This is a genomic window from Mesorhizobium sp. M0522 (genome assembly GCF_040321085.1).
Taxonomy (GTDB): domain Bacteria; phylum Pseudomonadota; class Alphaproteobacteria; order Rhizobiales; family Rhizobiaceae; genus Mesorhizobium.
In genome coordinates this window covers 52478-73738 of record NZ_JAMYQW010000028.1, presented here as the reverse complement: position 1 = coordinate 73738, position 21261 = coordinate 52478, and the positions used below count along the sequence as shown (strand labels likewise).

Here is a 21261-nt window from a genome sequence, read left to right as displayed (position 1 = left end):
GATACCCATCCACACGCTGGATAGATCAGGACATGCGTTTTAAGGGGCTGGATCTAAATCTCCTCGTTGTGCTGGACGCTCTGATCAGGGAACGTAAAGTCACCGCGGCGGCCCGGAGTATTAACCTGAGCCAGCCGGCCATGAGCGCCGCCGTCGCTCGGTTACGCGCCTATTTCAGCGATGAGCTATTTGCGATGAACGGCCGCGAGCTCATTTTGACACCGCGCGCGGAGGGGCTCGCCCCAGCAGTCCGGGACGCATTGCTGCACATCCAGCTATCGATTATTTCCTGGGACGCCTTTAACCCAGCCCAATCGGATCGTCTCTTCCGAATCATGCTTTCCGATTACCTCACGCTCGTATTTTTTAAGAAGATCGTAGAGCGTGCTGCGCGGGAAGCTCCCGCCGTCCGCTTCGAATGTCTGCCTATTTCCGACGACCCCGAGGAGCTTCTCCGGCGCGGCGACGTTCATTTTCTGATTATGCCGGAAGTGTTCATGTCGAAACATCCTCGCGCAGCCCTGTTCGAAGATATGCTCGTATGCGTAGGCTGCGGCACGAACAAGCAGCTGTCAGAGCCACTTACATTCGAGCGATACTTGTCCATGGGGCATGTTGTGCTCAGATTCAGGCACACCCGGCAGCCCACCATGGAGGAATGGTATTTGCTCGAGCACGGTTTCGAGAGACGTATCGAGGTCGTCGTACAGGGCTTTAGCATGATCCCGCCCGTTGTATCAGGCACCAACCGCATCGGGACCATGCCCTTACGGCTGGCGCAGCATTTCGCAAAAACAACACCCCTGCGGATTGTCGGACTTCCGCCGCCACTTCCTCATCCCGCATTCACGGAGGCCGTCCAATGGCCTGCGCTTCACAATACTGATCCGGCAAGCCTGTGGATGCGGGAAATGATGTTGCAGGAGGCATCTCGCCTGGCGCCTTTGCTTGAAATTATTGAGCGTCTCGGGCACGCCGGATCCGACCTTGCCGTTGTTGGTACCGAATTGACTGCCGCCTCCGATTTCGCGTGCGAAGTCCCAGAAGAGATTTAGCCCCACTTAAACACCGGCTGTAAGAATAATGTCATTAATCAGCATGTTAGGCGCGCGCCGGCGCGTGTTACCACTACCTTTTTGGGGGTGATCTCAGGCGAGTTGTTTGTCGAGGTGTGTCGCAGAGCGATGCCAGCTGCCTTCAAGACGTTGCCCACTTTTGCCGTGACGTGGTGGTGACGACGCGACCATCCCTTTCGATGGTGGCTCCTGGAGGCGGTCGCGGAGGAGCGGTTGCCATTCGGGGCAGAGCGGCGCAGTTCCTTGCTGAGTACGAGGGCCAGGAACGAGCAGAACACATGCCCGGTTGGTGCTGAGTTGACTGCCGCCTCCGATTTCGCGTGCGAAGTCCCAGAAGATGTTTAGCCCCACTCAAATGCCAACTTTGCCGGCCTTGCCGCGGCTTTTCACGCGCGGCCAGGCGAGGAGATGGCGGTCGACGAGGTCGATCCCAATGGACTGTGCCGGCCTCGCTCGGCTACTGGCGTGAGGCATCCTTGACGACACCGCCCTGCACCGACAAAGTCGAGATGTTGGCAATGAAGCCGGTCGAGGTCGACGCTGCGGATGTAGGGAATTTACCTCGCGCTTCCGCCTGAACGCGCGGCCGATCCGTTCACTCAATCGGCGCTTTCATCCTGGGCCGCGGCTGAGGCCTGTGGGGTGCGGCTACCCCGCGTGGATCGGATCATCAATCAACTTTCTCTCATTTATGAAAGGAAACTCCCCGCTTACGATAGAATCCATCAGCTTCATATATTTTCCGGCAGATGGATGTCGAACGGCAGAAATGTCTGTCCTGGTGTTTCAGCAGTGCCGGTCTCGATAGCCCGCGTCATCAGCGTTATCAGCTCCTGGGAAAGCCGGCGCATTGGCGTGGCGACCGCCATCGTGATGATGTTATCTGCGAGTGCCGCCCGAGATTCCGGCGTGATTTCATTCACGATCGCGACGAGATCGCGACTTTTACCCTCTTCCCGGACCGCGGAGATGGCGCCCTCCATGCCGCCGCCGGCGACATAGAAGCCGACGAGCTCGGGTTCCCGCTGCATGAGATCAAGCGTTGCCTCGTAGGTGACCTGCCGTTTCTCCAGGTTCACAAGCGGATCGAGTACCTCGAACGTCGGCGCGTTCTCACGGCAATAGGAGCGAAAGCCGACGTCACGGAGCTCGTGCCCCTGGAAACGATGGCTGCCGACAAACACCGCCACCTTGCCGGGCCGTTTTGCGACCTTGGACACCATCCAAGCGGCCGTGCGCCCCACCTTGCGGTTGTTGAGGCCGATATAGCCCTGTCGCACGCCGGCGGCGAAGTCGGAAAGCAGCGAGAAAACCGGAATGCCTTTGGCCTTGAGGTCCTCAACCGCTGCTGTAATTTTCGGGTGGTCCGGTGCCACCATCGCGATCGCATGGCAGCGTGCGCCCAAATCCTTGAGCGGTGCGATTAGGTCGCTCGGCATATGTGACGGGGCGAATTGGATGAGCGGAATGCCGTGGAAGGACTGGGCCAAATTGACCGACGCTTCGACCTCGCGCGCAAAGTGTTGGTAGAAATGCTGGGCCGGTTTTCTCAAGATGAAGCCCAGACGGTAGCACGGTAGGTCTCGCCGCAAGCGCTGCTTGATGAGCCCGGCAGCATGATAGCCGATCGCGTGGGCGGCGTCGTGGACCCGCCGCGCGGTCTCCTCGCGCACCGGATGGCGGGCGTTCAGAACCCGATCGACCGTTGCTACGCTGACTCGGGCTTCGCGGGCGAGATCGGCAATTGTGGGGCGCTTGGTCATGGGTCCTATTCTGATTGGTTTTTGACGCAGGCTGGCTCTCTGTCACCTAGCGCGATTCGACAATGGTTTCGGGTGGGCAAAGTGAAGACGCCCGCATACCGAATGATCGACAGCGTATCGGACTACTCCAGACGTAGACCGGCCGGGTATAACGGAAGGTTCATTCGCTTAGGGCGGCGATGATTTGCACTCACACATTTAGCGCTTCTGATACATGGTCCGTGAGGCGCCGTTTAGAGCCTGCGAGTCGATCGTTCAGGTCATGTGACCAGCTTGGCGAAACCGGTCGCGGTGCGTCGCCCTTACTCGGCGGAGGGTAGCCGGTTTGATGCCTCGGCAAGCTGATGACCGCAGAAGGCGGCTTTCATCTGCGCTCGGTCCAATTCTCCTTCCCAGCGGGCAACGACGAGGGATGCCACTGCGTTGCCGACGCAATTCGTCAGCGCCCGGCATTCGGACATGAAGCGGTCGATGCCGAGTATCAGTGCCATCCCAGCAACGGGAACACTCGGAACTACGGCGAGCGTAGCAGCCAGGGTGATGAAGCCCGCACCTGTCACACCTGCAGCGCCCTTGGAGGAAAGCATCGCAACGAGCAGCAGCAGCACCTGATCGCCGATTGACAGATCGGTGTTCGTCGCCTGCGCGATGAAGAGGGCCGCCAGGGTCATGTAGATATTCGTGCCGTCCAGATTGAACGAATATCCGGCCGGGATGACGAGACCCACAACCGAACGCCTGGCGCCCGCCTTCTCCATCTTCTGCATGAGCGAGGGGAGCGCGGCCTCCGAGGAGGACGTTGCGAGGACAAGCAGCAGCTCTTCCTTGATGTAGCGAATAAGAGAACAGATCGAAAAGCCGTTGTAGCGGCAGACCGCGCCGAGAACCCCGAACACGAAGAGGAAGGCGGTGAAATAAAACGTCGCGACCAGCATCGCGAGGTTGACGACCGAACCGATGCCATATCTACCGATGGTGAAGGCCATTGCGCCGAAAGCGCCGATCGGCGCGGCTTTCATCAGAATGCCGACGAGCTTGAAGACAGGCGCGATGAGCGCCTGAAGGAAGGAAACGACAGGCTTGCCCGTCTCTCCGGCCATCGCGAGCGCCATGCCGAACAGAACCGAGAAGAACAGCACCTGCAGGATGTCGCCTTCCGCGAAGGCACCGACAATCGTTGGCGGGATGATGTTCATCAGGAAGCCGGTGACCGACTGCTCGTGGGCCTTTGCGGCATAGGTATTCACGGCCTGGACATCGAGCGAGGCCGGATCGATGTTGAGGCCGGCGCCAGGCTGGACGACATTGGCGACGATGAGGCCGACGATCAGCGCCAGCGTCGAGAAGGTGAGGAAATAGACCATTGCCTTGCCGGCGACCCGGCCGACCTTGTGAAGATCGTTCATGCCGGCAATGCCGGTCGCAATTGTCAGGAAGATGACAGGCGCGATGATCATCTTGACCAGCTTGATGAAGGCATCACCCAGCGGCTTCAGGCTCTCGCCGGTCCCCGGATAGAAATAGCCAATTGCGACGCCTAGGGCGATGGCGGCAAGCACCTGCGCGTAAAGCTTGGCATAGAAGGGTTTGCGGGGCGCGGGACTCGCGCCGCGGACTTGTGCAGCTGACACTGTTTCTCTCTCCCTGACCGGATCGAGGTGGCGTGACTTCTCCCGGGCTTCTCCCTATCGCGGCGCTCCGGTCGAACGCTGCACCAACGCCGCCGCAATACCCATGCCAAATGGATCCGCATGACCTGAACTGACGTTGGGCTCGCCAATGATGGGATGAATGCGGTGGCACAAGACGGGAATGACAAGGCCGCCGTCCAGCACGCGCTTGATGTTCTCCGGCAGATTGCCGGTCGATCTCTCTGGCTTGCGGTTTTGCTGCACATCGTGGCGGGCTCCTCGGTTTGCCGACTTTGGGAAGGGCCGCATCGCTGGCACCAGGGCGCAGAATTGCCGTGTTCTTTGCCGCGCTCCCGCTGCAGCGACAGCTTGAAAGCGACGTCGAGACGTAGGGATTGACGCCGCTGGTGCTGACCGCGACGATGCGGTTCAGAAGTTCCGAGCACCGCCGAGAAAGCCGCGCTCGACCGCCACCTTCGCGCCTTCACACGCGACGCCGCCGCCTTATCTGCGTCATCAATATCGAGGAAATGGCGGTTGCCGCGACCGACCAGTGTCGTCGGCAGTGATTATCGCTCCCGCCCCTGGTTCGCAGGCGCTGGTGACTGGCACGGCCCGGCAACTCGGCGCGGTCAGCCGCTCGGGCACCGCATCGCCGGCGCCGTATTTCTGTCGTTCAACATCGCCGACAAAAATTAGAACTGATGAATTCTATCATAGGCCGCGAGGTTTCCTTTCACGAATGAAAGAAAGCTCGATTGACTATCCCGCCTCGCTCCAGTCTTTTGAAAATCAACGTGTGGTTGCCCCCGTGCAAGCCGAGAACGTGGCCAAGCTTCGTGGAGGGAGAGCCAAGCGATGCGTCAGGGGTCGACCCGCTTTGCACTCGACCACACGGCGGTGGCACGAGTTCACGTCAGAGCATTTTCGCGCTTGCCCGCGACGTCGCGGGCGCACATGCCGCCGGCATGCATTTCATGGCGCGAGATCGAGGATCATATGCACCACAACATTCCCAAATCAGAACAAAATGCCAGCGAGTGCCGCATTTCGCTTCCGGATGCGAAAAGGGCTTACCCAAAGTCCGAGATGAACACCGCGGTCCCTTTTGTGCCATCGCACGAGCACGCGCTTACAGGCATCTTCGAAATATCGAAAGTACTCACCGACCCCGCCCGGCTCGAAGTCACGTTGGCCAAGGTCGTCGATCTCCTGCCCTCGTTTGTGCAGATGCGGCACGGCATCATCGCTCTCTTCGACGCTGAGGGCGTACTGGACATCACCGTAGTCACCGGCTGCGACGAGAACAGCGATGAGCGCTCCCGGATGCGCCTGCCGCGCAAGGCAATCGATCTGATTGTGACGACGGACACGCCGCTCGTCGCCGAGAACATAGCGGTGCATTCGGCCTTCACTGCCGCTGACATAGAGGTGCTTGGGGCCTCCGACACCGTGTCCTTCATCGGCGTTCCCATTCGTGTTGATGGGAACGCCGTAGGCACGCTGACTATCGACCGCGCCTTGGACAGCAGGTCAACGTATCGGCTCGATTATGATGTCCGGCTGCTCACCATGATAGCCAACATGGTGGGACAGACAGTCAAGTTGCACCGCTTCTCCGCGGGCGACCGCGAACGACCGACGGAGGTGGAAGATGGGCTGCAAACGCAATTCTCTGATGTCAAGCACCCTGCACCGCAGCGCAAGAAGGTTCACGTCAAGGGAATGATTGGCGATAGTCCGGCGCTAAGCGCGCTGCTCGAGAAGATCGCAGTTGTAGCTAAGGCAAAGACCACGGTTCTGTTGCGAGGCGAATCCGGTACCGGGAAGGAGCTGGTCGCCAAGGCAATTCACGAGTTGTCGCCGCGCGCCAAGCGGCCCTTCATCAAACTCAATTGTGCAGCGCTGCCAGAGACAGTCCTGGAATCCGAATTGTTCGGTCATGAGAAGGGTGCCTTCACAAGCGCGTTCAATTCCCGCAAGGGTCGCTTTGAGCTCGCCGACAAGGGGACGTTGTTTCTGGATGAGATCGGCGAGATCTCGGCCTCCTTCCAGGCAAAGCTACTGCGCGTGCTGCAGGAGCAGGAGTTTGAGCGCGTCGGCAGCAACCAGACCATCAAGGTCGACGTTCGCGTGATTGCCGCCACGAACAGGAACCTTGAAGAGGCGGTTGCAAGGAATGAGTTCCGCGCCGACCTATATTATCGCATCAACGTGGTTCCCTTGCTGGTGCCGGCGTTACGCCAAAGGCGCAGCGATATTCCGCTCCTCGCAGCTGAGTTTCTCAAGAATTTCAACGATGAGAACGGCCGTACGCTGACCTTCGATGCGCGTGCAATTGAAGTACTGATGAAATGTGAATTTCCCGGCAACATTCGCGAGCTTGAAAATTGCGTGCACCGGACAGCGATCCTGGCGGAGGGACGATCAATCGGGAGAAACGACTTTGCGTGCTCCCACGACCAATGCTTTGCCGAGGCGCTGCGGAAGAGCAGATCGGGCAAGGCCGCGCTGCAACCAGCGCCGATCCTCCCAGAGGCAGTGAATCCGGCCACGCCGCCGGATGCGGCCGCTCGTTCGGCCGCCACCACAGTCCCGCCTGCCGGAGCAACCCACTCATTGGGCGCGAGGACCACCGACGCCGAGCGCGTCATTGCTGCCATGGAAAGATGTGGCTGGGTGCAGGCAAAGGCGGCGCGCCTGCTTGGACTGACCCCGCGCCAGATTGGCTACGTGCTGAGGAAATACGGCATCGAGGTCAAGCGTCTGTGAAAGCATGACTCAGGCGGATTAGCTGAGACCGCTTAGCGGCTTGGCCCGCGCAGGGATGCAGATCCGCGTCCGCGTCAAGTCGATCCGACCGAGGACAGCCTGGCCGAATTCCCGTGGCAGCCGGCGTTGCGACCATCTTGTGAAAGGCGACGCTGCCATCGTCAATCCGTCCGCCATGTTGCTCTCGTTGCGAGCTCATACGGATGCCCTGTGCGACTGAAACGGAGATAAAATATGTCCGATGCAAAACTGCAAGCTGTGCTTTCGTCTCTTCCGCAAGGGACGCGACAGTTAGATGCTCTGCCGTCCAACGGACCAGCGCCGGACAGAAGTTTTGTCAAGCTGAATACGAATGAGAACCCGTTTCCGTTGCCGCCAATCATAATGCAAAGTGCAGTGGCGGCCCTCCAGCGCCAGTATCTGTATCCGGACGACGATAACATCAGCTTGAGGGAAGCAGCGTCCAATACCTATGGCGTATCCACGGATCAGGTCATCGCAGGCAACGGGTCGTCTGAACTGCTCGGACTCATCTACAGAGCTTTCCTCGCCCCTGGCGACAAGGTGGCGATGATATCGCCAGGGTTTTCGTTCAACCGCAAACTTGCCATGTTGCATGGTGCTGAGTTTCTCGAGATCGGATGTCAAACTCGTTCGCTGCCAATGGAGCAATTGCTTTCCGGTCCGGCAAAAGACGCCAAGTTCATTCTGGTGGCCAATCCAAACAATCCGACCGGAACATTCCTCTCGATAAGCAATATCGAACGCCTCGTGGCACAATCGGATCGCCTGGTCGTCCTTGATGAGGCCTACGTCGACTTTGCACCCGATCACGGGCTGCGCCTCATCAACCGTTATTCGAACCTTCTGATCTTGAGAACATTTTCGAAGAGCTATGCCGCCGCCGGCATTCGCGTCGGTTTCGGTTTCGGTCACCCTGAGATTATTGGCAGGCTGCGCAACATCCAGAACGTCTTCAACATGAACGTGATCGGGCATGCGGTTGGTATCAGCGTGCTTGCGCATCGCGGCGCCTACGCAGAGAACCACAAGCACATCAGACATGAACGACAGCGAGTGACAGCCGCACTGTCGCAACTTGGATTTTCCGTAACGCCCTCCCACGCAAATTTCTTGCTAGCCCGTGTGCCAGCGGGACAGGACGGCTCATGGTGGCAAGCAGCCTTGGAAAGGCAAAAGATACTCGTTGCCTACTTTCCGGACAATGGTTTGGAACATTGCATCCGCGTCAGCATCGGCACAAAAGAGCAATTGGATGCATTTCTTGCTGCCGCTCGCGATATAGTTGGAAGCTTAAACATACCAAGCACCACGGGCAGGGGAGCGCCAGGCTCTTCTCGTTCGGTACGCTGACGCTAATCCGATATCACACATTGCTATCTTTAGACTTGCTTGGTCACCCAAGCACGACAACATTTTTCTTTAAAATCGGGGACAATATCGAGTGACAAACGTCTTTCCTTCAAACCTAGCCTTCGGCATCTTCGATCATCTGGACGAGGACGGCCGCGATATCGCCCGGCAGTACGAAGATCGCCTGATATTAGCAGAGGCGTGCGATCAGCTAGGGTTCTATGCCTATCATCTCGCAGAGCACCACTGTACCCCCCATGGGAGAGGTCCATCGCCGAATCTGTTCTTATCGAGCGTCGCCCAGCGCACCCGGCGCCTGCGTCTCGGACCCTTGGTGATGCTGCTTGCGCTTTATCATCCGCTGCGTGCGTTCGAAGAGATCTGTATGCTGGACCAGTTGAGCGGTGGCAGGCTCGAACTGGGCATAGGGCGCGGTGCTCTCCCGATCGAATTGGGTTACTTCGGGATTGGTGCGGACGCGGTGCCGGGCCGCTATGCGGAAGCCAGCGAAATTCTTGTTGAAATACTTGTTAATGCCATGAAGGTTGGCACGCTGTGCTATCAAGGCCGCCATTTTGAGCTCAATGACGTTCCTTTGACGCTAAGACCTCATCAGCGTCCACATCCGCCGACATGGGTCGCCGCCAATCGACCCGAGTCCGCAGCCTGGGCCGCTGCGAATGGAGCAAACATCGCGTGTGTAGGGCCTTCCTCTTCTGTTCGCAAAACTACAGATGCCTTCCGCGCCTATCGAGAGGACAACACTGACACGGGCGATCGAGCGCTATTTATTGGATTGCTCCGAATGGTGGTGATTGGGCGTTCTGAAACAGACGCGTATTCGATCGCGGCACCTGCTTACGAACGATGGCTCAAGAGCTTCCAATTCCTTTACGACCTTAATGCCATCCCGACTCCACCAAACCTGCCGCTGACCTTCAATGAGGCAGTAGAGCGTGAATTGTGCGTGGTAGGATCAGCAGAATCTGTGCGAAAAGCTCTGTTAGATCAGTTGGAAGAGGCAGGTGCCAACTACCTGCTTTGTCAACTGGCATTTGGAAATTTGCCGCTAGATGCTTCCCTGTACACCGCGACGACCATTCAATCCGAAATCATGGCTCGACTTGTCTGACCGTGAAATTGGCGGTCTGATCTGAAGGTTAGATCGTTGTAACAGCGCTCCCTCATCCACGTGCCCGAGCGTGCACGTGGTGGGGACGGGCAATCGGGAGGGAGGCCAAACTGACCACGAGCCGGCGGCACAGATTACCAGGTTGTGCGTTGGCTGGCGTCTGGGCCATCGTGTGAACCTGCACGATCCTAAGGAGATGATGGCCGAGCGCGTCACGATGCCGGCACGCATCTGCTCGTCGCGCTCGCGCTAGTCGTTGCCCATAGCCCGCCGCAAGAGGTTCTTCTCGCCCGGGGCGGCGCCGGTAGCGGCTCCCGCATCCAGCTTCATCAGCGGCTCGGCGATAGCAAAGCCGTCACTCGCTACGGCGCTGTTGAGGGCGCGCTCGCGAGCGGCTTTGCTACGCCGAGCGACACCACCTGGGGCGAGTTCGCCCGATGTCGCGGGGTGCACCGCGGTCGGATAACGATGCTGGAGCGTTCGCAGGCGGTCTTCACGATCTGCGCGAGTACTTTGCATGAATGCTGCCTGCTTCCTCGTCTGCGGCGGCCTGAGTGTCCGCCGGCACGCCCGAAGTCAATGCCAGTACCACAAGGCCGCCAAGACGTCAGGTCTGGGAGCCGGCTTGTACGGTCATATCGTGTTCGGGAATATCGTCGAAGGAGGCGTAGTTGAGATTGTAGAGTTTGGAATACAGGCCCCCCATGGCTATTAGCTGATCGTGGTTGCCAGTCGCAATAACTTGGCCATTCTGAAGCACGATGATGCGGTCGGCACCCCCGATCGTGGCAAGACGGTGGGCGATGACGAGGCCAGTGCGCCCTTCAAGCAGCTTTACCAGAGCCTTCTGAATCTGCATTTCCGTGTAGCTGTCGATGTTGGCGGTAGCTTCGTCGAGCACGAGGATCTTGGCGTCGGCGACTAGGGCGCGGGCGAAACTGATGAGCTGGCGCTGGCCGAGAGATAAGTTGTCGCCGCGTTCGCCAAGTTGGGTCTCATACCCGTCGGCGAGGCTCATTATGAAGTCGTGGGCGCCGACCGCCTTGGCGGCCTCGATCACCTTGTCGCGCGTGGCTTCCGTCTTGTGGTATCGAATGTTCTCGAAGACCGTCCCGGTGAACAGGAACGGCTCCTGCAGCACCATGGCGACCTGGCGGCCGAGCGATTCCTGGGTGAGATCGCGCACATCATGTCCGCCGACCAGCACTTGGCCCTGCTGAACATCATAGAAGCGGTGGACCAGGGCCATCGCGCTCGATTTGCCAGAACCGCTCGGCCCGACCAGTGCGACCGTCTCGCCGGGATTGACCCGGAAGGAGACATTTTTCAGCACCGAACGGTTCGAATTGTAGCCGAAGGTGACGTCCCTGAACTCGACCGAGCCGTCCATTTCGGGCGAAAGCACCTCGGCATTGGGTTTGTCCTGAACATCGATCTTGACGTCGAGCACATCGGTCAGGCGCTTGCCTGAGGCCATGGCGCGCTGCATGACCGAATATTGCAGGGTGAGTGAGCGGATCGGGTCAAAGAAGCGCTGGATGTAAAATAGGTAGGCAATCAATACGCCCACATCTATGCGGCCATTCATGACCATCGAGCCGCCGACCACAATAACGGCGGCCATGGCGAGGCCGGTGAGGCCATCGACGATAGGCACCATGACCAGTGCATATTTGGCAGCGATCAGGTGGGTCCTGAGGTTGGCATGGGCCTTGTCGTCAAAAAGGATGAAATTCACCTGCTGGCGGTCCATTGACTGGACGGTGCGCACGCCGTGAATGGCTTCGGCCAGCGCGCCGTTGACGACGGAATTAGTCTCGTGTGCGGCCATGAAGGCGTCGCGGGCACGCGGCAGCCAGACAATGCGGACGATCACCAGGACCGGCAGAACCGAGAGCGTCAGGAGGCCGAGGCGGAAGTCGAGCCACAGCATTACGAAAACGATGCCGAAGAGAAGCGCAACATCGCCTACGGAATATACCGAGGTTTCGAGGAATTCCTGTATGGAGTTGACGTCGCCTTGCAGGCGCGACATGAGGCGTCCGACCTCGGTCTTGTCCATGAAGGAGAGCGAAACCTTCTGCAGATGGCCAAACATGGCGCGGCGGATGTCGAACAGGACAGTTTCGGCCACTTTCGCAACCACGGTTTCCTGCATGTAGCCGGCAGCGAAATTGACCAAAATCGCCAAAACGAACGCGCCGACGGCCGCGAGCTGGGCTGAGCGATCGGTCCTTGCCGGGTTCATGCCCTGGTCGAGCGCGTAGCGGATGATCAACGGGATGAGAAGCTGCGTCCCGGTGAAGATCAGCATTGCTGCAATCGTGATGACTACCCTGGCCCGATAGGGACGGACGAAAGCCCAGATGCGCCGGAGGATGCTCTTGTCGAAAGCCCGGCCGAACATCTCCTCCTCGATGCGGTGCGAGCCGACAACCGCGCGCGGAGGGCGTCTACCGTCGTCACGTTCGGCTTCGACTTCGCCGGCGCGGCCCTGCGCCATCAGCGGGCGCCCCCATACTGGGTCATATTGTCATCACCCGGGCGCGTCTGGAGATCGTAAAGGGCCCTGTAGCGTCCCCGCTTCGCCAAAAGCTCTTGATGCGTGCCGCGTTCTACGATTTCGCCGTTATCGACAAAAAGGATCTGATCGGCATGCACAAGCGCACTCAGCCGGTGCGCGATGATGATCGTCACCCGATCCTTGGCGAAGCGCCGCATCGCCGCGCGGATGCGCTGCTCGGTGCCGGCATCGATCGCGGCCGTTGAGTCGTCGAAAACGACGACGGAGGGGCGCAGCATCATGGTGCGAGCAATCGTGAGACGCTGGCGCTGGCCGCCAGAGAGAGAGACGCCGCGTTCGCCCACGACCGTCTCGTAGCCTGCTGGGAGCCCGAGGATGTAGTTGTGGAGCTGGGCGAATTCGCCAGCGCGTTCGATTCGCTGTCTCTTCGCCCAGGGATCGCCATAAGCGATGTTGTTCTCGATCGTAGTGGTGAATAGGAATGCATCCTGCTGTACGACGGCGACCGCCTTGCGAAGCGTCGCGAGGGTGACATTGCGTACGTCCTGGCCGTCCAGCGTGATGGCGCCACCGGTCACGTCGTAAAAGCGGGGGACCAGATGAGCCATCGTCGATTTGCCCGAACCCGGCGGACCGACGATCGCGATCGTCTCGCCTCTACGGGCCTCAAAGCTGAGGTTCTTCAAAATGGCGCGGTTTTCGGCGCTGGGGTACGCAAACGAGACATTGTGGAAGCGCAGAGTGCCGTCGCTTATCTCGAGCGGTCTGGCCTCGAGAGCATCCCTGATTGTGATCTCCTGGTCGAGGAGACCGAAAAGCCGCGAACCGCAGCTAGAAGCGCGGGCAAAGGCATTGACCATGAGGCCGATCTGGCGGACTGGCATTTGCAGGATTGTCATGAAGGTCAGGAAGGTCGCCACCGTTCCGACGCTGATCTCGCCAGCGACGAGCTTGCTGCCACCGATCCAGAGCACCAATCCCATTGCGAAAAAGAAGGACAAGGTCATCGCCGACGTGCTGGGCACGTAGATGTCAACGCGGTCGTGGGCGAGGTCGAGCGCGTTCTTGGAAGCGCCGTCGAACTTCAGCATCTCGTAGGCTTGAGCCGCAAAAGCGCGGACCACGCGGATGCCTGCGAGATTTTCCTCCATCACGCGGCTCAGTACCGAAAGCCGCTCATGCAGGTCGAGCCAGGTGGCGCGCAGCCTAAGCTGTGTGGCCGATGAGCGCCAGGCGACAAAAGGCACGAAGCTCAGCGCGACCAGGCCGAGCATGGGATCGGTCGAGATCATCATGTAGGCGCCGATCCCGATCAGCATGGTGAGCAGGACCACGCGAACGAGCGCGGTGGAAAAATACATCCGCACGCCTTGGAGATCGAGCATTCCGATGGTGATCAGATCGCCTGAATGGACCCGGTCGTGAAAGGAAAAGCTGAGACGCTGGATCTTGTCGTAGTAGGCGAGCCGCAGTTCGTACGCGACATGATGCCCGACGGCTTCGGCAAAATAGTTCTGCGCCATCGTGAAAAGGCCGCGTAGCGCGCTGACGGCGAGCAGCAGGAGAGCCGGGATCCAGAGCGCTTGTCCTGCCGCGGTCCCCGCGACACCGCCCCCGATGGCTGTCTGGGTCTGGTCGACAGCCCGGCCGAGCAGCTGGGGAATGAGCAACTGGAGGATTGCCGCCATGATCGTCGAGCCCATAGCGAAGGCGACCTGCCAGGGATGCCGCAAATTCATACGCGTGATGCGCAACAGCGTACTCAAATCCCGGCCCCAGCGCGCCGCTTCCACATGGGTCAACGAATTCAGAGCGTTCGTTGCGCTGCCGATAGCATCACTGCTCACGGGTGTATTCCCGACTGCATTTTGCGCCTTCGAGGCAAGCCGAAGGACCAATCATCAAGGGGGCCCGCCATTGTTAATCCTGTCCACCACCTGCAGCAGGGCGCGTTCCTATAAGCCGAGCCGCGGCTTCAGTTACTGGCATGTCGATCACCGTGATTCCGCTTGCCGCAAGGAAACGCGCTTCGTTTCTGGTCAGCGTTTCCGCGTCCATTACCGCGCAATGTGGACCTCGGGAGCGCTTCATGATCTGCCTGGCGTAGGTGCGCAGCATCTGATCGTTGAAGCGGCAGCCAACGAAGAAAAATCCGCGGGTGATGCGCCGTTCCTTCACCACGTCTGGGATCGGTGTCTGGATATCGATTTCGGTCAGGACTTCGACATAGTCGGAATCTGCGACGAGAAAGTTTTGCGCCGGCCTAATACTCCCGTGAGGTGTATAGAGAACCGTCTTCGCCCCCGATCGGGGGTCGAGTTCCCTCCCGGACAAATCGTAGGTTTTCGTCCAAATGTTACCGATTTCGTTCGCCCGCGTTACGCCCTGGATCTCGACGACGTCCGTTCGGCCGGTCTCTACGAGAGCCGTGCGCATCGCGCCGTCGTACCAGCTGTCGACGATGAGGGAGAGCGGCAGCCTTGCGAGCCAGGCGTGGAGGAGGGTAGGCGCCACCGGCGCTGCGAATATGTCGCTCATCCAAGCTTGCAGCGTCCGGCGATGCCGGCGCTGTTCGATGAACTGCGCAACCGACCACATATTGGTGCGGATCCTGGAAGGGGCTGGCGCCCGCGCATTGAGTGCCGCGGCAACGACCTCCGGCGTATGCGGCACAGGCGGTTCCGCACAGTTGAATTCAAGAAGACCCGGACCGAGATAGGGGATCACCTCATCGGCGGCGAGCGCTTTCTTCGCCAGGTCAAGCAGCTTTTCGGCAAAACTGTCCCGTACGATGACCAGGTGGCCCGATGTCAGGATCGTGTTCATGCTCGTTCCTCGCGACGCACCTATCAAGGGGCAGCATCAGTCCTCTTCGGAAACCTTCTTTGCCTCGACGGTGATCGGCAGACGCGTATCCCGTGGAAGATCGGGTAGGAGGAGCCGCCACCCGTTCCTGAGCGTCACAGTTCCGCCCCACAACTCTTCCTTCTCGAGCTTGATGATCGGCTCTTCGAGGTCCTTCTTCGGGACATACGCCGACAAGCCAGCATCGGTCCTGCGGATCATGACTTTCATCTGGCCGTCCCTTCATTGGTATTGCTTTCAGCACTGCAGGGCGCCTCGGCTTTGTCGAGGCTCATCAGTTCACGCGCTCGCATGCCGACGACGGTGCCACGGTCGATCCATTCGACCGCATAGATGAAGAACTGCTGGAGAAAGGTGCCAATGTCGCGCACATATCCCTCGTCGCCCTTCCGCACGAGATTTTCGCCGATCTCCCTGCCAGGATAGGTGCCGTCATTCTTTATGTGGCGAGTGGCACGTACCCGCTCTCCCGGCATGAATCGTGGAGGCCTGCGGATTTCGACCTCCTCTTCGCGTCCGAGCGACATGTCCGTTCCCTGATTTCTCTTGAGGCTGCAGATCGTGAACAAAGGCGTTCCAGGCGTCCTGCGAAGGCAGCCCCGACCATGTCGGCAGCCCAATGTCCGTCACGCAGGAACGCAGGTCTTCGGCACCGGGCATACCGAGGCACATTGCTGCGCATCGAAGACCCCCTCGCACTCGGTGCACTTGTGCGGCTCGATCACGTAGCTCTCGCCTTTGAACTTGATCGCGCCGGAGGGACATTCGAATTCGCAGGCGCCGCATTGGGTGCATTGGGATGCGATAATCTTGAAAGCCATTTTAACTCCTGGTCCGAATGAATGAGACAGCTCAGGCCGTCGCCGCGAGTGCGGGGGTCCCACACGCGGCGTAAATCGCGCTGATTGCGGTCTCGATATAGTCATGGGCATAAGCGTCGGTGGCTCGGATTCCAGCGTCCGCGAGCTGATCCTGCGGGCAATTTCCGACCTTGGCGCACAGCACGATATCTATGCCTTCAAGCGCTGCGATGACGCCATCGAGGGCGGCTTCTCCGCCCCAGCCGCCGAGGCAATACTGCTCCACCTTGCGATGCCCGACAAAGCTGATCCCTCTCGGCGAGGCTTGATAAACCTGGAATTCCTTCGCATGGCCGAAATGTTCATTGACGCGGCCGCCGCCCTTGGTCGCCACCGCGAAGAGAAGGGACTTGCCGGGGCTCGCTGCCTTGACCAATCCGATCGCTTCTCTCCTAGCCGCCACGTGATCACGGCGCTCCTCCGCGACCAGCTCCCGATAGGCCTTGCGATTGCTGGCATCGTAGGTGACCTCGCCGGGAATCCGGTCGAGTGTGAATTCCTGGCCACGATCCTCACCGAGCAGGCCGACGGCATCTGCCCGGCACTGCCGGCAGTGGCGCATCAACTGGGCGCCGCCTTCGACACGATCCTGAAGAGCCTTCATCTCCATTGCGTTTGGGCCGCGTTGCCCGCTCAGTCCGTAGTGCGTGCCGTGCGCCGGGTCCGAAATCAGCGGCATGAGGTTATGCAGGAACGCGCCTCGCTCCTTGACCCATCTATTCACCTCGATCAGATGCTCATCGTTCACGCCGGGGATCATCACCGAATTGATTTTGGTGAGAATGCCGCGCGCGGTCAGCATCTCCAGACCCAACATCTGCCGCTCGTGCAGGATCCGGGCGGCTTCGATGCCGACGTAGCGGCGATGGTCGTAAAAGATCCAAGGATAGATCTTTGCACCGACCTCAGGGTCGACCATGTTGATGGTGATCGTCACGTGATCGACATTCACATCGGCAAGCTCATCGACATGGTCCGGCAGCGCGAGCCCATTCGTGGAGATGCAAAACTTGATGTCTGGGATTTCCCTGGCAACTCGTTCCAACGTTGCCTTCGTCTTCTTCCAGTCGTAACAGGCATCGCCCGGTCCGGCGATGCCGAGCACGGAGAGTTGCGGCACCTCGTTGGCGACCGCGACCACCTTGCGTAGCGCCTGGTCGGGAGTCAGCTTTTCGGAGACCACCCCAGGCCGGCTTTCGTTGGCGCAGTCATATTTGCGATTGCAGTAGTTGCACTGGATATTGCAGCCGGGCGCGACCGCGACGTGCATGCGCGCGAAATAGTGATGCGCCTCTTCGGAAAAGCAGGGGTGATCCTTGATCTTCTCCCAGATAGCCGGATCCGTGTCGTCCGGCTTTATCGCCGAGCCGCAGGACGAAGACGCGCAGCCACCGGCTTTCACGGTGGCAATCAACTGGTCACCGAATGTCGTGCTGAGGCTCTCAAGCGAAATTGCCGGTGCGGACATCGAACGGCTCCGTTGCTGGTGAATGTCGCAGTTCAAACCGCAAGAGCTATGCCAGCTCAAAGAGCGGTTTTGGTTCACGAATTGGCTTTCGTGTCGGATTCCGTGGGATTGCTCCGACACACCTTTGTCGGGCTTCCGACAGTGGACAAGCAAATCGGGTCGCGAAGGCTACCAGCCTTGGGCGCGCAGAGTGTGAGGGAGACTACTCCGGGCTTACGTTTGACGTCATCACGACGTCTAGAATTTCTTCACCTCGATACCATGCCGGCGCAGGGCGTAGCCGATTTGCCGCGGCGTGAGGCCGAGGATACGAGCCGCCCTGGCCTGAACCCAACCGGCCTTGTCCATCGCGTCGATCAGCCGGTCGCGTTCCGTCAGACCCGGGGGACAAGCGGGATCGTTCGGATCGCCGGCCGTAACGGGAGATACCTTGCCTGCGGAGGCACCGATGCGACTGGCCGGCAGCCGCAATCCGACCGGCACTGCGTTGACCCGTGCGAGATCGTCGATGGCATTGCCGCCATTCGAGCGGTCGGCTCGCTTCCAGAGGAGCCAGGAAAGGCACTGGCTCTTCTTACAGGCGAAATCGGATTGAGTGATCGTCCTTGAACGCGCAAGTGTGGCCGTCCTTTGGACGCAGTTCTCCAGCTCGCGGACGTTACCAGGGAAGTAGCATTGCGAGATCAGGTCAAGCGCCGACGGTGCGAAGGCGAGTGCGCGATCGTTCTCCTTGTTGAATCGGTTGAGGAAGGCGTTCGCAAGGCGTGGAATATCGCCGGGTCGCTCTCTGAGCGGAGGCAGGATAATTGGCACCACATTGATGCGGTAATAAAGGTCGGCCCTGAACTCCCCTTTTATGACGGCCGTCTCGAGGTCCTTGTTGGTGGCGCATATGAGGCGCACGTCGACCTGTAGCGTTTTGGTGCCGCCGACTCGCTCCAACTCGCCTTCCTGCAAGACACGCAACAGCTTGGCTTGAAAGGCCGGCGAAATCTCGCCGATTTCATCAAGTAGCAGCGTCCCCTCATTTGCCAATTCAAAACGACCGGCGCGCTGGGAGATAGCACCCGTGAAAGCGCCCTTTTCATGCCCAAACAGTTCTGACTCCAGAACGCTTTCAGACAGTGCGGCGCAGTTCAATTTGACGAAAGACTTCTTCCTCCGACGTGAGAGCTTATGGATGGCTTGCGCAAAGAATTCCTTGCCGGTGCCGCTTTCACCCCGCAGAAGCACGGTGGAATTGGTCCCTGCTACGACCGAGACGGTTTCGAGCACCTGCTTGAGTGCGGGGCTTTCCCCGATGATCCCGTCGATTTTGGCATCCGCATGCCGGGCAGGGTCGTAGGTCCTCCCCTCGTTGGGCGATTTCTCCGGTCTCCATTGTTCATGGACAGACCGCTGACGATCTGTACTCAGGGTGCGATGGAGACGGATGGTCCGGCCGACAAGGTTGGCGACCATCGTCAGGAAGTATGTGTCCTCGTCGTCGCGAAAGTCGGTGACGCCGTCTCCGGCGCGGTCGATCGACAATGTCCCAAGGATCTTATGATCAGCCTTTAGCGGGATACCGATAAAGGCAATTGGGATGGTCCCGCCGCTCGAAGACGTTTGAAGGTCAGCCTGAAATAGTTGGGACTTGTGCACGTCCGGTATGACGAGCGGCGTCCCCGTAGCGACGATTTGATCTGTTACGGCCTGTGGTATGACGCGGCGAGTGCCTGTTTGAGGTGCTTGGGTATTGCCGGCACTTGCGGCAATCTCCGGCTCTCCTTCAGCGTCCAGGACGACGATTGCTCCGTGACGCATCTGCAGAAACGAAGGCAGGACGTTTATGACATTGGCGAGCGTAATCTCCAGCTCGCTGGGGGCGGTCAGCACCTTCGATATCTCGTAGAGTCCCCTGAGCGCGATATCTGCTTGGGGCATGCTTTTGATGGGCGGTTCAGGGCGGGTATCCCGAGGTGCTACCTCGTCGACCCGATCTTGGGGTACGTGAGCCATGGAAACACCTCAGGGGTTGTCGTCCAGAGTGCTCCTCCTTTTGTATCTGAATTCTGAAAGCACAGTATTCACGAGCTTCTCTTCGTTGCGAGGCGATTCCAGCAAAGATAGACTTGGCGTTGGTCGCGACCTCATGTGTACCAAGATTGACCCTGTTGATACGGTGCGTGCCTCGGTCATCCGAATTTGAAGAGGACTCCGAAGCCGCCGCGTGGATAGTTCCACTCGATCTCGCCACTGGTCTCGCACAAAATCCGGCAGGTGCCGCACTCCATGCAGCCGTCGGCAGTGATCTCCACTTGACCTTTGTCGTTCAACTCATAACATTTCGCCGGGCAGACGTGGGTCAGCGCGAGCAAGTTCGCGCTTGGCCTCTCGTGCGGTAGCACTTTGATATGCGGACGGCCGGAATCCACCAAGTAGCGGTTCTGGTAAAGCTTGTCCTCGACACGTGACTTCGTCACTGCGATCGTCATTTCGTCTCCCCTCAGCGCCACGCCAATGCAAGGCGGACCGCGTCGCTGACCAGCCCCCAGCGCGAGCGCGCCTTGATGAAGGCCGCCGTGGTCGCCTTTTCCTTCTCGATCTTCGGCGTGCCGTCGACACGCATGAAATTCTGCGCGGCTTGCGACATCAACCGCGGATAAGTCGTGAAGTAATTGCAGGAATTGGTGTGGAGCAAGGCCGGCATGTCTTTGTATTTCCTTAGGTCCTTGACCACGAAGGACTTGTCCAGCATGGCTTTGTAAGGGGCGAGATTCCGTTTGGTCATAGGACCGTTGCGGCTCTTGACCTCGATGATTGCCTCAGCCGCGATGCGGCCGGAGGTCATAGCTAGGTTCGAACCCTCGCGGTGAATGGCGTTGTTCAGTTGCGCGGCATCGCCGACCACGACCCAACCGTCGCCAAAGAGCTGCGGAATAGCCTTGTAGCCGCCTTCGGGAATGAGATGCGCGGAATATTCTTTCACTTCCGAGCCGGCAATCAGCGGCCGGATCGAAGGATGGGTTTTTAAGGCGTCGAGGAGGACGTAAGGGCTCTCGACCATCGCGGCGAAGTCGGAGACGAGGCAGCCAATGCCCAGTGAGATCGACTCCTTGTTGGTGTAGAGGAAGCCGAGCCCGGCCATGCTGCGGGAGGTCGTGCCCACCGCCTCGATCACGCAGCCTTCATCGCCTTTGAGGCCGAACCGCTGCTCAATGACCTCTTCGGGGAGGAAATGCATTTCCTTGACGGCGAGCGCCACCGTTTGCGGCTTCGGCATCTCGCGCAGGCCGGCCCGCGTGCCAAGCAGTCCGCAGACACCTTCTGCGAGGACGACCACGTCCGCGTAGATGGCTCCGCCGGCCCGGTCTGTGCGGACGCCGATCACCCTGTCCTTGGCGTCACGGATGAGTTCCGTCACGGTCGTCTCGCACAGAACCGTCGCGCCGGCCTCGCGCACCTTACGCGAAAACCATTTATCGAACTGGGCACGAATGATCGTGTAGCGGTTGGGCTTCGCCTCATTGAAGTCGTCCGACCGATAGTGAATCCCGGTGTGGGACGTGTCGTCCATCACCCAAAGCCGCTGTTCAACCAAATGCCGCTCGAGAGGCGCATCGTCCCGGAAATCCGGGATGATCTTCTCCAGCATGTTCGCGTACATGATGGCACCCTGGACATTCTTGGACCCCGGATATTCACCCCGCTCCAACTGCAGCACCTTCAGGCCGTGACTGGCCATGGTGTAAGCAGCTGCGTTTCCGGACATGCCGGCCCCAATAACAATGGCGTCGAATTTTTCCTCTTTCAT

At 59.4% G+C, this 21261-nt stretch carries 18 protein-coding genes and 1 pseudogene; 4 read left to right on the top strand and 15 right to left on the bottom strand.

Annotation, left to right across the window (positions count from 1 at the left end; all coding sequences use genetic code 11):
* Nucleotides 1–32 precede the first annotated feature (32 nt).
* Complete coding sequence (locus NKI58_RS25315; protein ID WP_352586917.1) at nt 33–1055, top strand: LysR family transcriptional regulator; 1023 nt, start codon at nt 33–35, stop codon at nt 1053–1055.
* A gap of 93 nt (nt 1056–1148) precedes the next feature.
* Here the strand turns inward: NKI58_RS25315 and NKI58_RS35615 are convergent.
* The 4 genes and pseudogenes from NKI58_RS35615 to NKI58_RS25300 all read right to left on the bottom strand — a co-directional run.
* Nucleotides 1149–1393, bottom strand: a pseudogene (locus NKI58_RS35615) (IS1634 family transposase); the annotation flags it as partial.
* Between the two features lie 414 nt (nt 1394–1807).
* Nucleotides 1808–2839 (bottom strand): LacI family DNA-binding transcriptional regulator, encoded by a 1032-nt coding sequence (locus tag NKI58_RS25310; protein WP_352853879.1) that lies wholly within the window; start codon nt 2837–2839, stop codon nt 1808–1810.
* A 302-nt stretch (nt 2840–3141) separates the two neighbouring features.
* The gene (locus NKI58_RS25305) at nt 3142–4470 is read right to left on the bottom strand and encodes a dicarboxylate/amino acid:cation symporter (protein WP_352853877.1); all 1329 of its coding nucleotides are present in this window, start codon (nt 4468–4470) and stop codon (nt 3142–3144) included.
* Nucleotides 4471–4524: 54 nt separating this feature from the next.
* Complete coding sequence (locus NKI58_RS25300) at nt 4525–4734, bottom strand: hypothetical protein (protein ID WP_156937379.1); 210 nt, start codon at nt 4732–4734, stop codon at nt 4525–4527.
* 735 nt (nt 4735–5469) lie between these two features.
* Here NKI58_RS25300 and nifA (NKI58_RS25295) point away from each other — a divergent pair.
* The 3 genes from nifA (NKI58_RS25295) (at nt 5470) to NKI58_RS25285 (ending at nt 9748) form a co-directional block, all read left to right on the top strand.
* Nucleotides 5470–7242 carry a nif-specific transcriptional activator NifA gene (gene nifA, locus NKI58_RS25295; RefSeq protein WP_352853875.1) on the top strand — a complete coding sequence of 591 codons (1773 nt, stop codon included), beginning with the start codon at nt 5470–5472 and terminating at the stop codon, nt 7240–7242.
* 234 nt (nt 7243–7476) lie between these two features.
* Entirely contained in the window at nt 7477–8616 is a 1140-nt protein-coding gene (gene hisC / locus NKI58_RS25290) for a histidinol-phosphate transaminase (RefSeq protein WP_352853874.1), read from the top strand.
* A gap of 91 nt (nt 8617–8707) precedes the next feature.
* Nucleotides 8708–9748, top strand: a complete 1041-nt coding sequence (locus NKI58_RS25285; protein WP_352853873.1) for an LLM class flavin-dependent oxidoreductase — start codon at nt 8708–8710, stop codon at nt 9746–9748.
* A 249-nt stretch (nt 9749–9997) separates the two neighbouring features.
* Here the strand turns inward: NKI58_RS25285 and NKI58_RS25280 are convergent, their stop codons facing one another.
* From NKI58_RS25280 to NKI58_RS25230, 11 genes are all read right to left on the bottom strand, one after another.
* Complete coding sequence (locus tag NKI58_RS25280) at nt 9998–10267, bottom strand: hypothetical protein (RefSeq protein ID WP_352853871.1); 270 nt, start codon at nt 10265–10267, stop codon at nt 9998–10000.
* Nucleotides 10268–10355: 88 nt separating this feature from the next.
* Nucleotides 10356–12251, bottom strand: coding sequence for an ABC transporter ATP-binding protein (locus NKI58_RS25275; RefSeq protein ID WP_352853868.1), 1896 nt, complete (start codon nt 12249–12251; stop codon nt 10356–10358).
* Entirely contained in the window at nt 12251–14119 is a 1869-nt protein-coding gene (locus NKI58_RS25270; protein ID WP_352827691.1) for an ABC transporter ATP-binding protein, read from the bottom strand. The genes NKI58_RS25275 and NKI58_RS25270 overlap by 1 nt, the downstream gene beginning before the upstream one ends.
* Before the next feature lie 73 nt (nt 14120–14192).
* Complete coding sequence (locus tag NKI58_RS25265; RefSeq protein WP_352784635.1) at nt 14193–15098, bottom strand: SIR2 family NAD-dependent protein deacylase; 906 nt, start codon at nt 15096–15098, stop codon at nt 14193–14195.
* Between the two features lie 36 nt (nt 15099–15134).
* Nucleotides 15135–15347, bottom strand: a complete 213-nt coding sequence (nifT, locus tag NKI58_RS25260) for a putative nitrogen fixation protein NifT (RefSeq protein ID WP_352457024.1) — start codon at nt 15345–15347, stop codon at nt 15135–15137.
* Complete coding sequence (locus tag NKI58_RS25255) at nt 15344–15664, bottom strand: nitrogen fixation protein NifZ (protein ID WP_031256099.1); 321 nt, start codon at nt 15662–15664, stop codon at nt 15344–15346. The genes nifT and NKI58_RS25255 overlap by 4 nt, the downstream gene beginning before the upstream one ends.
* A gap of 99 nt (nt 15665–15763) precedes the next feature.
* Nucleotides 15764–15958, bottom strand: coding sequence for a 4Fe-4S dicluster domain-containing protein (locus NKI58_RS25250; protein ID WP_352457023.1), 195 nt, complete (start codon nt 15956–15958; stop codon nt 15764–15766).
* Nucleotides 15959–15989: 31 nt separating this feature from the next.
* A complete protein-coding gene (gene nifB, locus NKI58_RS25245) occupies nt 15990–17465 on the bottom strand; it encodes a nitrogenase cofactor biosynthesis protein NifB (protein WP_352784652.1) in 1476 nt (491 codons plus the stop codon).
* A 237-nt stretch (nt 17466–17702) separates the two neighbouring features.
* On the bottom strand, nt 17703–19466 hold the full coding sequence (nifA, locus tag NKI58_RS25240) for a nif-specific transcriptional activator NifA (RefSeq protein ID WP_352853867.1): 1764 nt from the start codon (nt 19464–19466) through the stop codon (nt 17703–17705).
* Between the two features lie 176 nt (nt 19467–19642).
* Nucleotides 19643–19942, bottom strand: a complete 300-nt coding sequence (locus tag NKI58_RS25235) for a ferredoxin family protein (protein ID WP_352480510.1) — start codon at nt 19940–19942, stop codon at nt 19643–19645.
* A gap of 11 nt (nt 19943–19953) precedes the next feature.
* Nucleotides 19954–21261: an FAD-binding protein gene (locus tag NKI58_RS25230; protein WP_352853865.1), complete on the bottom strand. Its 1308-nt coding sequence runs from the start codon at nt 21259–21261 to the stop codon at nt 19954–19956.

Coding starts and splice junctions, on each gene's coding strand:
- NKI58_RS25315 (WP_352586917.1), top strand. CDS start 33: ATGCGTTTTAAGGGGCTGGATCTAAATCTCCTCGTTGTGCTGGACGCT.
- NKI58_RS25310 (WP_352853879.1), bottom strand. CDS start 2,839: ATGACCAAGCGCCCCACAATTGCCGATCTCGCCCGCGAAGCCCGAGTC.
- nifA (WP_352853875.1), top strand. CDS start 5,470: ATGCACCACAACATTCCCAAATCAGAACAAAATGCCAGCGAGTGCCGC.
- hisC (WP_352853874.1), top strand. CDS start 7,477: ATGTCCGATGCAAAACTGCAAGCTGTGCTTTCGTCTCTTCCGCAAGGG.
- NKI58_RS25280 (WP_352853871.1), bottom strand. CDS start 10,267: ATGCAAAGTACTCGCGCAGATCGTGAAGACCGCCTGCGAACGCTCCAG.
- NKI58_RS25275 (WP_352853868.1), bottom strand. CDS start 12,251: ATGGCGCAGGGCCGCGCCGGCGAAGTCGAAGCCGAACGTGACGACGGT.
- NKI58_RS25265 (WP_352784635.1), bottom strand. CDS start 15,098: ATGAACACGATCCTGACATCGGGCCACCTGGTCATCGTACGGGACAGT.
- nifT (WP_352457024.1), bottom strand. CDS start 15,347: ATGAAAGTCATGATCCGCAGGACCGATGCTGGCTTGTCGGCGTATGTC.
- NKI58_RS25255 (WP_031256099.1), bottom strand. CDS start 15,664: ATGTCGCTCGGACGCGAAGAGGAGGTCGAAATCCGCAGGCCTCCACGA.
- NKI58_RS25250 (WP_352457023.1), bottom strand. CDS start 15,958: ATGGCTTTCAAGATTATCGCATCCCAATGCACCCAATGCGGCGCCTGC.
- nifB (WP_352784652.1), bottom strand. CDS start 17,465: ATGTCCGCACCGGCAATTTCGCTTGAGAGCCTCAGCACGACATTCGGT.
- nifA (WP_352853867.1), bottom strand. CDS start 19,466: ATGGCTCACGTACCCCAAGATCGGGTCGACGAGGTAGCACCTCGGGAT.
- NKI58_RS25235 (WP_352480510.1), bottom strand. CDS start 19,942: ATGACGATCGCAGTGACGAAGTCACGTGTCGAGGACAAGCTTTACCAG.
- NKI58_RS25230 (WP_352853865.1), bottom strand. CDS start 21,261: ATGAAAGAGGAAAAATTCGACGCCATTGTTATTGGGGCCGGCATGTCC.